We start from the raw sequence: 13,023 nt of genomic DNA on the forward strand, positions 1-13,023 counted from the left end.
CGGGTGACGAGCGGACCATAAATGCTGGTGGGGTCTATGGCTGGATTCTCCAGCCACCGGCGAACTCGGCGTTCACTGCTTTGCGCGAACGTGGCACGGGAGTGGATGTAAGGGAGCCACGCGGGAATGGAACTGCGCTGGGAGAGCAGCAGGCCCGTGACCATCCAGGCCAGCGTGTGAGCGTTGCGGATGTCGTTCCACAATCCACTCTGGATATGGGAGAAGACGGCTTGGTAGAGTCGGGGTGCGTCCCCGGTAGCATTTTCGGTTGTCACAAACAGAAAGTGTCGCCTACCGGGGACGCTTTCTCATAATTTCTGTCAGGCCGTCAGGGGGTTAGAGAAAATCTTACCTTTGAGAAGAGTCGTATATGAGTCGATGATGGAGTTAGCACTTATCGAAACTGATTTAGAGAAGCGGGGTAAATTATTTCGCTTACTAGATAAATTCTCCTACGAATCACACGACTTAATATATGAGATCATTTCCGAGATTAGACTTCTTTATTCGGAGCAGGCGATTATAGCAATTAGTTTAGACGGAGGTGCGTGAGCAGTTAATTGGTATTTCTCTGTCTGGTACCGTCATTCAACCGGCGGTCAGGTGGCCCACGCTGCGGCGGAGGCGTGCGGCGGCTGAGGTGGGTTTACCAGCCTTTGTTCTTAGCTTCTTCTCGCCGCTCGTCCAACAATTCCTGCGTCATGTCCCGCCCGTCATCCCGCGCCAGACTGCCGACCACAGATTGAATCAGAGCCTCGCGCTCAGCGTCCGACAAATCGCCTTGATCCTCGTCCCAGCTTGAGTAATCCCGCTCCTGATCCTCCGGCTGCTTGCGCTCAGGCATGCCTTCAAAGGCGGTCAGAGCAGCGAAGATCGCTTTGCCGTCCTGTTTCCTGGTGTCGTCTGAATTCATGGGTCAGCTTAGCGCCCCCATTCAAGGCCAACTCGCATTCTCAAGCGCTAGGGTTCTGTCTATGAGCCTTCTGGAAACCGTCCGGCAGATCGCGCCCTACCTGGAAAGCTGGCTGGAGTACGGGCGAGATTTTCAGCGCATTCCCGGCGTGCAGGTGGCCGTGCGCGTGGGCGATGAGCTGGCGGCGTCTTTCGCGCTGGGGCAGGCCAACGAGGATACGGGCGAGGCCCTGACCACGCGGCACCTGTTCCGCATCGCCTCGCATTCCAAGACCTTCACGGCCACCGCCGTCTTTCAACTCGTGGAGGCGGGCAAACTGCGCCTGGACGACATTGCGGCCCACTGGCTGCCAGAGCTGCAAGGCTCGCCCGCCGCTGGCCTAACTGTGCGGGCGCTGCTGGGCCACCAGTCCGGCATCAACCGCGACGGGGCCGACAGCGATTACTGGCAACAGATGCACGCCTTCCCGGATCGGCAGACGCTGCTGGACTTTGCCCGCGCCGACGCCGTGTTCCCGCCGGATCAGCACTTCAAGTACTCCAACATCGGTTACGGGCTGCTGGGCCTGATCGTGGAGGCGGCGGGGGGCCAGAGCTACGGCGACTATGTGCAGGCGCACATCACCGGCCCGCTGGAACTGGCTGACCTGGGCGCAGAACTGCCCCCGGAGCGCGAGACCGAGCTGGCGGCTGGACACGGCGCACGTCTGTCGGGCCACGATCCCCGCCGCACGCTGCCGTCATCAGACACCCGCGCGCTGGCGGCGGCCACCGGCTTCTACGGCACCGCCGAGGCGCTGACCGCCTACTGGGCACGGCATGCCCTGGGCCGTGAAGGACTCCTCTCGGACGCCTCCAAACGGCTGATGGGGCGACGCGAATCGGAGATCACCAAACCCACCCGGCGCGGCTACGGCCTGGGCCTGATCCTGGACGAGATCGGCGGGCGCGGGCTGGTGGGCCACTCTGGCGGCTTTCCCGGCCATACCACGCAGTCGTGGCTGGACCCCAAAACGGGGCTGTCCATCTCCGCGCTGACCAACACCCTGGGCGGCCCGGCCACCGAATGGGCGGGCAACCTGATCCGCCTGATTGACTTGGCGCACAAGAATTCAGGGAAGGAGGCGGATACCGCGCACGATCTCGATTCCTTTACTGGACGCTTCGCCAACGCCTGGGGCGTGTTCGACATTGCGAATCTGGGCGGGCGACTGGTGGCCCTGACCCCGCTGGGCAACCCATCCGATACCGCCGTCGAATTGACGGTGCAGGACGCCGACACGCTCTGTCCCGCTCCCGAAAGCGGCTTTGGCTCCGTGGGCGAGCCGTACCACTTCCAGCGCGCAGAGGACGGCGAAATCCAGTGGGTGCGTCAGGGTGGCGGGCGATCCTGGCCGCTGGCGGCCTACCGCGTGCAGGCGGGGTTGGACTAATGGTCCTGCTGCCTCCCTCTCCATCTATATGAGAGAGAGGGCCATCTGGCAGGCCGTGAAACTGTGAAACTCTACTCGTCTTCCTCGTCGGGCAGCGGCAGGCGGACGCGGAAGGTGGCCCCGCCGCCGGGGGTATCGGTCACGTCCAGAGTCCCTCCGTGCGAGGTCACCACCTGCTGGGCAATTGTTAGGCCCAGCCCCGCCGAACCGGCCTCCTTGCCCCGGAAGAACTTGTCGAAGATGCGCGGCTTGATGGCGTCGGGGACGCCGGGGCCACGGTCCACCACGCGGACCTCCACCTCGCCGGGGCGCAGGCTGCTTTCCAGATGCACCAGCTCCGGCGAACCGCTCACGCGGATGGCGTTGGTCACCAGGTTCATGAACACCTGACTGAGGCGCACCGGATCGCCCACGATCTCGATGTTCTCGTGGCTGGCCTTCACGCCATAATCGCGGCCCACCTGCGAGATGACCTTGCCCAGATTCATGAAGTGCATCTCGATGCCCTGCACCAGTTCGCCGCGCGAGAGTTGCAGCAGATCGTTGACCAGCCGGGTCATGTTCTCGGCCACGCGCTGGGCGTCCAGCAGGGTCTGGGAGCCGCCCGCCTCGCGCTCGGCGCGGCGCAGGTAGCCGTGCAGGGCGGTTAGGGGGGTTCGCAACTCGTGGCTGGTCTCGGCCAGGAAGGTCTTTTGCATGTTCAGCGCTTCCTCGAGCTGTTTGGCCTGAATCTCCAGGCGCTGGCTCTGGCGCTCGGCGGTGTTGCGCAGGCGCTCTACCTCTATCAGGCGGGCCTGAAGGCTGCGGTTGAGGCTCAACACTTCCTGCTCGGCGCGCTCGCGGCTGGCGCGGGCCTCGACTTCCGCAACGGCGCGGCGGATGGTGGGGGCCAAACGGTCCAGGCGCTGCTTGAGAATGTAGTCGGTGACGCCCTGGCGCAGGGTATCCACCGCGACCTCCTCGCCCAGCGCGCCGGTCACGATGATGAACGGCACCTCGGGCAGGCGGGCGCTGGCAGCGCGGTAGGCGCTGAGGCCGTCATAGCTGGGCAGCGCGTAATCGCTGAGGATCAGATGGGGCGGATCGGCCTCGATGGCGGCCAGAAACCCGGCCTCGTCCTCCACCCGGCGCACCCGCAACTGCCAGGTCAATTCGCCGTCTAGGTGCATCACCACCAGTTCGTGGTCCAGCTCGCTGTCTTCCAGGTGCAGCACGTTCAGGGCCTCGCCGGGACCGGGAAAGCGGTAGCTGCGCTGGGGGGCGGCGTCCAGTCCTGCCGCACTGGTCTGCGCCCCGGTCATGCGCGCTCCACGGCGGTCTGGGTCGCAGTTTCAGTCTCGGCGGCGGGTGGCCCGGCCAGCGGCAGGGTGATCCAGAACTCGGCCCATTCGCCGGGACAGGCGTCGGCCCCCACCCGGCCACCGTGACGGGTCACGATGCGCCGGACGTTGGCCAGGCCGATGCCGATGCCCTCGAATTCATCGGCGCGGTGCAAACGTTGAAACACGCCGAACAGTTTATCCAGGTATTCGGGGTTAAAACCGACGCCGTTGTCACGAACCGTTAACGTGACGCTCCGGGCGTCCACCTGCGCGCTCACGTCGACGGTGGCATGGTCGCGGGTGCGGGTGTACTTGATGGCGTTGCTGAGCAGGTTGCTGACCACCAGCCCCAGCAACGCCGCGTCGCCGGGCACGGGCGGCAGGGTCTGGGGCAGCGTGAGGGTGATGTTGCGGCCCTCGCGGTCCGGTTCCAGGCTGTCCCAGCCCGCCCTGAGCAGCGCGCTCAGGTCCACGTTCTCGCGGCGCAGTTCCTGGCGGCCCATGCGCGAGAACTCCAGCAGATCGTCGATGAGCTGGCTCATACGCCCCGCCGAATCGGTGATGATGCTGAGGTAGCGCTGTCCCTTGGCGCTCAGGCCGCCCGTGCCCGTCTCCTCGTTTCTGGCCTGCTGGCCCAGCAGTTCCTTGCCCAGCAGATCGCCGAAGCCCACGATGTGGCGCAGCGGCGTGCGCAGATCGTGCGAGACGCTGTAGCTGAAGGCTTCCAGCTCCTGGTTGGCATGTTCCAGTTCCTCGGTGCGGCGCTGCACGCGGTCTTCCAGGGACATGTTGAGCGCCCGCAACTCGCGCTGCGCCCCGGCCACCCGGTCCTGAAGCGCGTCGTTGTCCAGCGCAGCGGCGAATCGCCCACCGATCTCCTGCGCCAGATCGTGATCGCGGCCCGTCAATTCCTGGCGGTAGAACAGCCCCAGCACGCCGCACAGCCGCCCGTCCGCGCCCAGCAGCGGGTACAGCAGCGCTCCGGTGCAGTTGACCCCGTGCAGCAGCGGGTGAGACGGGATAAAGAGGGGGTCCTCGGTCCGCGTGACCTGGTCCAGCAGGCCGTCCAGAAAGGCCCGCATATGTCCGGTCTGCCACGCCGCATGCAGCGAGGACGACGCCAGCAGTTCGGGCAGCCCAGCCTGCGTGGACCCAGTAGACCCAGCGGACCCAGCGGACCCAGCGGACCCAGCCTGAACAGACCACAGCGCCGCGCCCTCAGCGAGGCGCGACGTCAGGCGGCCCAGGGCGGCGCGGTAGACCGCCGGGCGGCCCTGGGCGCTCAGGTAGGGCGGCAGCAGCGTGGGGGCGGCGGCGGACAGGCGGGCAGGCTGAAGGCGGATCTCGGGGCGGCGGGCGGCCAGATCTTCGGAGACGTCGGCCAGCAAGCGGGCGGCGTTTTCCTCGGCCACCGAATCGTCCACGTCGGTGCTGGTGCCCACCCACTCCAGCACCTCGCCCGCCGGGTCCAGCACCGGCAGGCCGCGGGTCACGAAGCTGCGGTAGCGCCCGCCCGCCGACCGCAGGCGGTGTTCGGCCTCGAAGGGCCGCCCGCTGCGAATGGCCGCCGCCCAGCCGCGCTGGTAGTCGGCGCGGTCTTCGGGGTGCAGCAGGCCCAGGAAACCGCCGGAAGCCCGCTCTGGCCCCACGTACTGCTCCCAGCGCCGGTTGAACGACAGCGACTCGCCCTGTGGATCGGTCTGCCAGACGATCTGCGGCAGGCCCTCCAGCACGCTGCGGTAGCGTTCCTCGCCCCGCTGCGCGCGCCGCTCGGCAATCAGGCGGTCATGAATATCGGTGGCCGAGGTGATCCATTCCTCGGTCTGGACCTGCCCAGCGCTGTGTTCGGGGCCGATTTCAGCGTTGCCAGGGCTGCCCTCTGTGCGAATGGGCGACAGCCGCAGGGTAAACCAGCGGCGGCTGCCACCCGCCATCTGTCCATCCTCCAGCGCAACGCCGCCCACCTGAAGCTGGACCTCGGCGCTGGCGGTGTACTGCCCGACCTCACCGCGCTCGCGGACCTCCTGCCACAGCCGCCCGGCGGCGGCGCGGCCCTCGGGGGTCATGCGGGCGCTCAGGTCCTCTTTACCCAGCAGCTCGCGGTGCTGGGTGTTGACGTAGGTGACCTGGCCCGCGCCGTCGCTGACCTGCAAGATGTGCGGAATGGCGTCCAGCACACCCCGGTAACGCCGCTCGCCGCGCACGACGGCCTGTTCGGCGGCGATGCGCCCGGTCACGTCGCGCACCACCTCCAGCAGGCCCAGCCGCTGGCCGCCCGCGTCCTGAACCGCGCTGCGCTGGGCCTCGCCGGAAAAAACGCTGCCGTCGGCGCGGCGGTACGGCGTGGTCAGGGCCTGAAAGGTCTGGCGCTGGGCCTGCCGGGCGTCCAGATGCAGCGCCGAGAGCGGCTGGCCGATCAGGCTGGAGGCCGGATGTCCGAACTGCCGCTCCAGCGCGCGGTTGACCAGCCGGATCTGCCCGCCCGGACCGGTGAAGGCGGCGGCGTCCTGCATGGACTGGAAGATCGCCTCGAACTCGGCGCGCGCCTGTTCCTGCCGCGCCCGCGCCTGGCCCAGCGAGACGTTCAGCGCCTCGGCGCGGCTGCGGGCCAGCACCTGCGCCCCCACCAGCATGTGGGCCAGCCCGGCGATCAGCAGTCCGGCCAGCATCACCAGCACCGGCACGCTGGCGGCGGCGTCCTGGCCGAAACTGCGCGGGGCGGCGTAGGCCAGGGTCCAGGGTTGCCCGGCCAGGTCCAGGGCCACGCGGTCCTGGAAATACGACGGACCGCCCACCTGCGACAGCGCCTGCCCGGCCAGCCCGACGCCCACCGAGAGCCGGTTTTCCAGCCCCTGCGGTCCCAGATCGCTCAGGAATTGATCGGCGCGCACTGCCAGGTACATGAACCCTTCCGGCTCGGCGGCCTGTCCGCCCGCCTGTCCGCCCGCCTGTGCTGCTGCCTGGCCTTGAGACCACACCGGCAGCGTCAGCAGAAAGCCCGGCAGCGGCTGCCCGTCCTCACCCGGCTGCACCAGCGACACCGGGCCGCTGGCCTGCACGTCTGCGTTGATGCGGGCCAGGTCCAGCGCGGCGCGGCGCACCGACTCGCTGTACAGATCGAAGCCCAGTGCCGTCAGGTTCTCGGCGCTGGCGGGCGCGATCACCGAGATCGGCACGCGGGCGGTCTGCGGCGATGGTCCCCCGCGCACCGTGAAATCCGGGCTGACGCTCCGGCGCAGCCGCGCGGTCAGCGCCGCCGCGTCGCCGTCCGGCAGCCACGCCCCGAAGCCCAGCCCCTGCACGCCGGGATAGCGCCGCGCCAGGTCGATGCCGTCCACAAAGCGGGCGAACTCGGCCTCGTCCAGCAGATCGGGATGCACCTGCCAGGCCGCCCGCGCGGTCCGCAGCAGGCGGTCATAGTCGTTGACGCGGTCCTTGAGGGCCAGGGTATAGGCCAGCGTCTCGCGCTCAAAACGGCCCCGCTGCTGCGCCTGCACGAAACCGGAGATCACCAGCGCGGCAGTCAGCGACAGCAGCAGGATCAGTCCCATGACCAGCAGCGGCGCACGCCGTGAGGCGCGGGCAGACTGCGCTTCGGGGACGGCAGTTGCGGTCACGGCGGATCGCCTCCAGCTCCACGCAGCGCCTCCAGAAACACCGCCACCGGCACGTCCGCTCCGGTCCACGCGGCAAAGGCCAGCTGCGCCTGATGGGCCAGCATGCCCAGCCCGTTCTCGGCGCGCAGGCCCGCTACGCGAGCCTCGCGCAGCAGGCAGGTCTCGGCGGGGCGGTACACCATGTCGTAAACGAGAGCACGCGGGTCCAGCGCCGGGAAGATGGCCAGCGGCGAGTCCTGGGGCACGTCCAGCCCGGCGCTGCTGGCGTTGACCAGCAGGGTCACGGCGGACCACGGCGCGGTTTCCGGCCACGCCGCCCGCCCGCCCAGTTCGGCGGCCAGCGCCTGCGCGCGGGCGTGGGTACGGTTGACGATCAGCACCTCATGGCCTGCCCCACGCAGCGCATACACCGCCGCCCGCGCCGCGCCGCCCGCGCCCAGCACCACGCTCAGGCCACCTGTGGGAGCGTCCGCGTCCGCCAGCGCCGCCAGAAAACCGGGGGCATCGGTGTTGTCGCCGCGCAGCCTGCCGTCCTTATGAACGATGGTGTTCACCGCCCCGATGGCCCGCGCCGCCGGGGTCAGCTCGTCCAGCAGCGCCAGCACGGCCTGCTTGTGCGGCAGGCTGAGGTTGGCTCCCAGATTGCCGGGCTGACGCAACCCCGCGACGGCTTCCGGCAATTCGGCGGCCAGGACGCGCCGGGCCGTGTAATCGCCGTCAATTCCAGCGTGGGCAAACGCCGCGCGGTGCATCTGGGGGGACAACGAGTGCGCCGCCGGATCAGCGAACAGGGCGGCGTGCAGGGCAGGGGCGCGGGGACGGTCCGGCACGTTCACGGCTCCCAGTGTAGCCGCGCGCCGTGACGGAATTCCTGCACGGCGAACAGCGTGGCTTGGGCGTTTCCTCACGTGCCAGTCAACTTTGCGTGACGATCAGTTCCGTTTGCTGTGCGGCAGGTCAGCAGGTGGGGGCGGGACCAGAATGTGCCGCAGCCCACGCCACGCCCCCCGCACACTCCCGAGAATGGGGCCATCCGAATGACCCTTCCTCTTTTCCCGCCTCCCGAAGCCGTCTTCGGGGGAGCGTGCGCCGTGCGTGGTTGTTCTGACCCGCTCCAGGAGCCGAGTGACTGACCAGCAACAGCAAGACCAGCTTCAGACCAGCCAGCCCTCTTCTGCCGCCACGGCCACCATCGCCCTGCAAGACCAGCGCGAGGCCCTGGCCCTGCTGGGTGCGGGCGACGCCAATCTGCGGCGCATGCGCGAGCTGACCCGCGCCAAAATGGTGGCGCGCGGCGAGACCGTGACGGTCACCGGTGAGGACGCCGAGGTGCGTCAGGCCGAACGCATGGTCCGCGACGCGCTGGACGTGGTGCGCGGCGGCGGCGAACTCACACCCGAGAGCCTGCTGCGAAGCGCCCGCATGAGCGGCGAGGGCCGCAGCCTGGCCGCCGAGACCCAGATGCCCGGCCTGAGCCTGCCGCGCGGATTAAAGCCCAAGACGCCAGGCCAGAAGCTGTATCTGGAGCAGATGGCCACCAGCGACATCACCTTCGGCGTCGGCCCCGCCGGGACGGGCAAGACCTACATGGCCGTGGCGATGGCGATTCAGGCGCTGAAGTCCAAGGCGGTCAAGCGCATCATTCTGACCCGCCCGGCGGTGGAGGCCGGCGAGAAACTGGGCTTCTTGCCCGGTGACCTCCAGGCCAAGATCGATCCGTACCTGCGTCCGCTGTACGACGCCCTCCAGGACATGCTGGACCAGGACAAGTTCGAGGCGTACCTGACCAGCGGGGTGATCGAGATTGCGCCGCTGGCATTCATGCGGGGAAGGACCCTCAACGACGCCTTCATTATCCTGGACGAGGCGCAGAACACCACCGGCGAGCAGATGAAGATGTTCCTGACCCGCATGGGCTTTAGCAGCAAGGTGGTTATCACCGGCGACGTGACCCAGATCGATCTGCCGCGCCACATCACCAGCGGTCTGGCGGTGGCCAAGCGTGTACTGAGCCAGATCGACGGCATCGCCTGGCACGAATTCACCGAGGTGGATGTGGTGCGTCACCCGCTGGTGGGCCGCATCATCAAGGCCTACGAGATTGCCGAGAACGCCGAGGACGACAAGCGTTCCGCCCGCCGGGGCGAGTTTGCCAGCATCCCGGAAGGCGAGGGCGATCTACAGCCGCAGGGCTAGACCGTTTGAAAGGAGGGCTGACGCGTGCGGGTGGCGTCGGCCCTCTCTTTTCTCGCAACTCTTGCACTACGCTGTCTCCAATGATCGATCTCCTGGCCCGCAAGACTCCGCCCCCCGGCCTGCGCCCGGCCCTGCGTGCGGGTCTGGGCGCGGCGATGGCGCATTTCGGCGTGCAGGACCGCGAGGTGACGCTGGTACTGGTGGGGGACCGGACCATCCGGCAGCTCAAGCGCGAACACTGGGGCGAGGACGCCGCCACCGATGTCCTCAGCTTTCCCACCTGGGAGCCGGGCGATCCCTTCGTGCCGCCGCATCTGGGCGACATTATCGTCAGCCTGGACACGGCGGCCCGGCAGGCAGGGGCGCGCGGCCACAGCCTGACCCGCGAGGTCACGCTGCTGGCCAGCCACGGCCTGACCCATCTGGTGGGCCATGACCACCCCCACGCCGACGGCTTGGGCTACGAGGAGGGCGCGACTGGCCCCGAGTGGGACGTATTCCACGGGGCCTGGAAGGCCGCCGCAACGGCCCTCCCTGAAGGAACCTAGGCGATGCGTTCGGACGGCTCGGCCCTGGATCTACGCCGCTGGTGGCGTTCGGCGGGGTTTGCGTGGGCCGGAATCCGGCACGCCTACCGCTCGCAGGCCAATTTCCGCATCGAGGTCTGGGCGGGCGCGCTGGCGCTGACGGTGGCCGCGTTGCTGCGCGCCCCGCTGGCCCCGGTCACCCTGGCCTGCGCGCTGGTGCTGGCGCTGGAGCTGGTCAATACCGCGCTGGAAGCCGTGGTGGATCTGAGCAGCCCCGAGTTGAACCCCCTGGCGAAAGTCGCCAAGGACGCCGCCGCCGGGGCGGTGCTGGCAGCCTCTGCCGGGGCGCTGGTGGTGGGCCTGGTGGTGCTGCTACCACCGCTGTGGCAGTGGGTGGGCGGAGCGTTTTAGCCCCTCTCCACCTGTAGGAAAGGAACGTTGCGGAGACAGCGGGAGGAGGGAGCCACCGCGCAGGCCCAGGCCGGAGTCAAAGGCCCCCAAGCTTCATTACGCGCCCCACCCAACTGAATCCTCTCTCTCACCCCATCCCCGCCCCGTCTGGAATGATTGCGCCATGACTTCCCCTCTCCCCAGCGAGATCGGCCCCGTCCAGACCGTGACCCTGCGCGGACGGCGGCCCCGTGACCTGCCGGTGCTGCGGCGCTGGCTGGCCGATCCGCAGGCACAGTGGCGCGACTGGGACGCGCCGTATTTCCACGCGGCGGCCACCACCGCCACGCTGCGGGCGTATGTGGAGCGGCTGGAGCACACGCCTGGCCGCTCCGACGAACGGGTGATCGAGCTGGGCGGCGAGTGCGTGGGGATGGTCAACCGCAGCCAGGAGGAACCGGCGGGCGGCGGGTGGTGGGACCTGGGCATCCTGATCTATGACCCGGCGCACTGGGGCCACGGCACCGGCACGCGGGCACTGGCGCTGTGGGTCACGGCTACCTTTGATGAAACCGACGCCCACGTGCTGACCTTTACCACCTGGGGCGGCAACGAACGCATGATCCACGCCGCGTTGAAGCTGGGGTTCCGGGAGGCGGCCCGTATCCGCGAGGCCCGACTGGTAGGCGGCGTGCGGCACGACAGCGTCCGTCTGGACCTGCTGCGCCGCGAGTGGCCGCCGCAGGAGTCGCCCGCCATTCCATGAGCCGGGGCAGGGACAAACCGCCGCTCAATCCGCCCGGCTTTCTGGCGACGCAGGACCTCAAGGACCGGGGCTGGACGCCCACCCTGATCGCGCGCTTTCTGGGCGAGCAGGACGGGACCCGCCCCAACGGTCTGCGGATGGGCCGCCGCCGCCTGCCCCCCGTCAAGCTGTATGCCGAGACCCGCGTGACGGAGGTGGAACGCGACGACACCTTTCTGGCCGCCCAGGCCCGCGCCGCCGACGCCCGCGAGCGCGCCGAACGCAACCGCGCCGTCCGTGAGGCCAAGAAAGCGGCCCTGCTGAAAGCGGCGGCGCAGTCGTACACACCCAGCATCCACCCCGAACCGCTGCGAAAAGGCGCGGTCAAAAAGGCCCGCGAGCCGTATCTGGCCGGTCTGGACGCCGCGCTGGACCGACTGCGGCGCGAGATTCCCAAACTGAGCGCCAGAGAGGAGGCCCGCCTGGGCGGACTCCTGCGCGAGCGGCTGGATGAGGCGCTGGCCGCCGTGTATGGCTGGTATCCAGACCCCCACGCACCGAAGGAAACAGCCACCCCCAAACCCAGGAAAGGAACAGCCAAAGCCAGCGACTGGCGCGAGTGGGAGTGGGACTGAAGCGGCTGCGTCAAGATGGTTCCCCTGTGGCCCTTCGGGCATCCAGACTTCAGACAGGAAAACGCCTCACTCTTAACGGTGAGGCGTCACGGTCCAGCTAGGCATTCGGCTCAGGCCGCGCCCGGCTTCAATCCACCCGTGGCCGAGGAATCATCGCCGGAGGGCGTCACCGGCCCGGGCAGTTCCAGCGGCGGCAGGGTGCCCCCCGCCAGCACGGCCTGCACGTCCTCGCCACTGAGGCTCTCGCGGGCGATCAGCTCGTCGGTCAGGCGGTGCAGGACATGGACATTCTCGGTCAGCAGTTGCACGGCCCGCTCGAACTGCCCGTTCAGAATGCGGCTCAGCTCCGCGTCGATCTGCTGGGCGGTGTGATCGCTGTAGACGCCCTGCTGCGGGCCGTAGCCCAGGTAGGCGCTGCTCTCCTGCGCCAGCGCCAACTGGCCCACCTCGCTCATGCCCCATTCGGTGACCATGCGGCGGGCAATGCTGGTGGCCTGCTGGAAGTCACCCGCCGCGCCCGTGGTGACCTGCCCGGTGGCCACCTGCTCGGCGGCGTGTCCGGCCAGCGCGACGCAGATGCGGTCCAGCAGCGCGCCCGTGGTGTGGTGCATGCGGTCTTCCGGGGTATACAGCGCCGATCCCAGGCTGCGCCCACGCGGCACGATGGTCAGCTTGTGGGCCTTATCGGCGTGCGGCAGCAGTTGCGCGGCCAGCGCGTGCCCGACTTCGTGGTACGCCGTCACCTTGCGGTCCGCCTCCCGCACCACCAGGCTGCGCCGCTCCGGTCCCATCAACACCCGGTCCCGCGCCTCATCTACATCCCGCCCGGTGATGCGGTTTCTGCCCCCACGCGCCGCCAGGAGCGCCGCCTCGTTCAGCAGGTTTTCCAGATCGGCCCCCACCATCCCCGCCGTGCGCCGCGCGATCACACTCAGGTCCACACTCACGTCCAGCGGCTTCTTGCGGGCGTGGATTTTCAGGATGTGTTCACGTCCCCGCACGTCCGGGGCGTCCACCACCACCTGACGGTCAAAGCGGCCCGGACGCAGCAGCGCTGCGTCCAGCACGTCCGGGCGGTTGGTGGCCGCCAGGATGATCACCTCCTGTCCGCTGCCGAAGCCGTCCATCTCTACCAGCAGTTGATTGAGGGTCTGTTCGCGCTCGTCGTTGCCGCCCTGCATCGAGACGCCGCGCTTGCGGCCCACCGCGTCGATCTCGTCAATGAAGACGATACAGGGCGCGCTCT

Annotated in this window: 11 protein-coding genes and 1 pseudogene; 6 read left to right on the forward strand and 6 right to left on the reverse strand. The window is 68.4% G+C overall.

What is annotated here, in order from left to right; genetic code table 11:
• A pseudogene (locus Q322_RS0117860) lies at positions 1-275 on the reverse strand (transposase); the annotation flags it as partial.
• Between the two features lie 371 nt (positions 276-646).
• Positions 647-913 carry a hypothetical protein gene (locus Q322_RS0117865; protein ID WP_029479235.1) on the reverse strand — a complete coding sequence of 89 codons (267 nt, stop codon included), beginning with the start codon at positions 911-913 and terminating at the stop codon, positions 647-649.
• A 61-nt stretch (positions 914-974) separates the two neighbouring features.
• Between Q322_RS0117865 and Q322_RS0117870 the strand changes: the two genes are divergently transcribed.
• The gene (locus Q322_RS0117870) at positions 975-2,345 is read left to right on the forward strand and encodes a serine hydrolase domain-containing protein (RefSeq protein WP_029479236.1); all 1,371 of its coding nucleotides are present in this window, start codon (positions 975-977) and stop codon (positions 2,343-2,345) included.
• Positions 2,346-2,416: 71 nt separating this feature from the next.
• On the opposite strand, the gene Q322_RS0117875 is transcribed toward Q322_RS0117870, so the two are convergent.
• Genes Q322_RS0117875 through aroE form a run of 3 tightly spaced genes read right to left on the reverse strand, consistent with a single transcriptional unit; the run spans position 2,417 to position 8,120 of the window.
• Positions 2,417-3,646, reverse strand: coding sequence for a sensor histidine kinase (locus Q322_RS0117875; protein ID WP_084148073.1), 1,230 nt, complete (start codon positions 3,644-3,646; stop codon positions 2,417-2,419).
• Entirely contained in the window at positions 3,643-7,284 is a 3,642-nt protein-coding gene (locus tag Q322_RS0117880) for a CHASE domain-containing protein (RefSeq protein WP_051668722.1), read from the reverse strand. The genes Q322_RS0117875 and Q322_RS0117880 overlap by 4 nt, the downstream gene beginning before the upstream one ends.
• A complete protein-coding gene (aroE, locus tag Q322_RS0117885; RefSeq protein ID WP_051668723.1) occupies positions 7,281-8,120 on the reverse strand; it encodes a shikimate dehydrogenase in 840 nt (279 codons plus the stop codon). Before aroE ends, Q322_RS0117880 begins: the two co-directional genes overlap by 4 nt.
• 289 nt (positions 8,121-8,409) lie before the next feature.
• Here aroE and Q322_RS0117890 point away from each other — a divergent pair, with 289 nt between their 5' ends.
• The 5 genes from Q322_RS0117890 to Q322_RS0117910 all read left to right on the forward strand — a co-directional run bounded on the left by Q322_RS0117890 (position 8,410) and on the right by Q322_RS0117910 (position 11,777).
• Complete coding sequence (locus tag Q322_RS0117890; protein WP_051668724.1) at positions 8,410-9,480, forward strand: PhoH family protein; 1,071 nt, start codon at positions 8,410-8,412, stop codon at positions 9,478-9,480.
• A gap of 80 nt (positions 9,481-9,560) precedes the next feature.
• The gene (gene ybeY, locus Q322_RS0117895; protein ID WP_029479241.1) at positions 9,561-10,028 is read left to right on the forward strand and encodes an rRNA maturation RNase YbeY; all 468 of its coding nucleotides are present in this window, start codon (positions 9,561-9,563) and stop codon (positions 10,026-10,028) included.
• A gap of 3 nt (positions 10,029-10,031) precedes the next feature.
• Positions 10,032-10,418 carry a diacylglycerol kinase gene (locus tag Q322_RS0117900; RefSeq protein ID WP_029479242.1) on the forward strand — a complete coding sequence of 129 codons (387 nt, stop codon included), beginning with the start codon at positions 10,032-10,034 and terminating at the stop codon, positions 10,416-10,418.
• Between the two features lie 163 nt (positions 10,419-10,581).
• A complete protein-coding gene (locus tag Q322_RS0117905; protein WP_029479243.1) occupies positions 10,582-11,163 on the forward strand; it encodes a GNAT family N-acetyltransferase in 582 nt (193 codons plus the stop codon).
• The gene (locus tag Q322_RS0117910) at positions 11,160-11,777 is read left to right on the forward strand and encodes a hypothetical protein (protein WP_029479244.1); all 618 of its coding nucleotides are present in this window, start codon (positions 11,160-11,162) and stop codon (positions 11,775-11,777) included. Before Q322_RS0117905 ends, Q322_RS0117910 begins: the two co-directional genes overlap by 4 nt.
• A 110-nt stretch (positions 11,778-11,887) precedes the next feature.
• Here the strand turns inward: Q322_RS0117910 and Q322_RS0117915 are convergent.
• On the reverse strand, positions 11,888-13,023 hold a 1,136-nt coding region (locus Q322_RS0117915), incomplete at its 5' end, for an ATP-dependent metallopeptidase FtsH/Yme1/Tma family protein (protein ID WP_034419002.1).

Source organism: Deinococcus frigens DSM 12807, from assembly GCF_000701425.1.
GTDB lineage: Bacteria > Deinococcota > Deinococci > Deinococcales > Deinococcaceae > Deinococcus > Deinococcus frigens.

Excerpts from the sequence above, each read along its gene's own strand:
- Q322_RS0117910 (WP_029479244.1), top strand. The coding sequence starts at position 11,160 with ATGAGCCGGGGCAGGGACAAACCGCCGCTCAATCCGCCCGGCTTTCTG.
- Q322_RS0117865 (WP_029479235.1), bottom strand. The coding sequence starts at position 913 with ATGAATTCAGACGACACCAGGAAACAGGACGGCAAAGCGATCTTCGCT.
- Q322_RS0117870 (WP_029479236.1), top strand. The coding sequence starts at position 975 with ATGAGCCTTCTGGAAACCGTCCGGCAGATCGCGCCCTACCTGGAAAGC.
- Q322_RS0117875 (WP_084148073.1), bottom strand. The coding sequence starts at position 3,646 with ATGACCGGGGCGCAGACCAGTGCGGCAGGACTGGACGCCGCCCCCCAG.
- Q322_RS0117905 (WP_029479243.1), top strand. The coding sequence starts at position 10,582 with ATGACTTCCCCTCTCCCCAGCGAGATCGGCCCCGTCCAGACCGTGACC.
- Q322_RS0117900 (WP_029479242.1), top strand. The coding sequence starts at position 10,032 with ATGCGTTCGGACGGCTCGGCCCTGGATCTACGCCGCTGGTGGCGTTCG.
- ybeY (WP_029479241.1), top strand. The coding sequence starts at position 9,561 with ATGATCGATCTCCTGGCCCGCAAGACTCCGCCCCCCGGCCTGCGCCCG.